At 74.1% G+C, this 927-nt stretch carries 2 protein-coding genes; both read left to right on the top strand.

The features are described 5' to 3' along the window. The coding region (locus FRW57_RS22150) for an ATP-binding cassette domain-containing protein (RefSeq protein WP_152187095.1) at nt 1-346 on the top strand (346 nt) is incomplete at its 5' end. Between the two features lie 110 nt (nt 347-456). Next, the gene (gene hisI, locus FRW57_RS22145) at nt 457-825 is read left to right on the top strand and encodes a phosphoribosyl-AMP cyclohydrolase (protein ID WP_152187094.1); all 369 of its coding nucleotides are present in this window, start codon (nt 457-459) and stop codon (nt 823-825) included. Nucleotides 826-927 lie beyond the last annotated feature (102 nt).

Genomic DNA, 927 nt, shown 5'->3' with positions numbered 1-927 from the left:
CCGGGTCGGCCAGCGCGGCGAGTCCCTGTCGGCGGGGGAGCGCCAGCTCGTGGCGCTGGCGCGGGCCTACCTCGCCGACCCCGACCTGCTCGTGCTCGACGAGGCGACCTCGGCGGTGGATCCGTCGACCGAGGTGCGCATCCAGCGCGCCCTCGAGGGACTGACCCGGGGGCGGACGTCGGTCGCGATCGCGCACCGGCTGTCGACCGCGGAGGCCGCCGACGAGGTCATCGTGGTCGACCGTGGCCGGATCGTGCAACGCGGGCCGCACCACGAGCTCGTGCAGGAACGGGGGAGCGTCTACGCCGGCCTGCACGCCTCCTGGGCCGCGCAGCAGACCGGCTGATACCACCGCGATCGGTGAGGCAAAGCGCGTCACAGGTGACGTCAGCTGCCGCACACACGCTCGTGGGCGCCCGGTCGGGCGCCCGCCTGGGAGCACGGCACAATGGAGCGGTGCCTGACAGCCCCTCCCTCGACCCCTCGATCGCCGCTCGCCTCAAGCGTGACGAGGCAGGGCTGGTGTGTGCCGTGGTTCAGCAGCATGACACCGGCGAGGTGCTCATGGTCGGCTGGATGGACGACGAGGCACTGCGCCGCACCCTGACCAGCGGCCGTGTCACCTTCTGGTCGCGCAGCCGCGCGGAGTACTGGCGCAAGGGCGACACCTCCGGCCACCTGCAGCACGTCAGGGGCGTGGCCCTCGACTGCGACGGCGACGCACTGCTGGTGCGGGTCGACCAGGTCGGTCCGGCCTGCCACACCGGCACGCACAGCTGTTTCGACGGCCGTGACCTCCCCGCGGTGCAGGGAGCCCGACCGTGAGCTACGCCCCGACGACCCCAGCGACGGCGCAGCAGGCCACGCCAGGTGGCGGGCAGCCGGGCCCGGCCGGCACCGGGCGGTCGGCGACGCCGACGCCGGACC

Origin of the sequence: Segeticoccus rhizosphaerae (assembly GCF_009192725.1) — a bacterium.
Classification (GTDB): Bacteria; Actinomycetota; Actinomycetes; order Actinomycetales; family Dermatophilaceae; genus Segeticoccus; species Segeticoccus rhizosphaerae.
The sequence above is the reverse complement of the archived record's forward strand: the minus strand, read 5'-3'. Positions and strand labels throughout refer to the sequence as shown.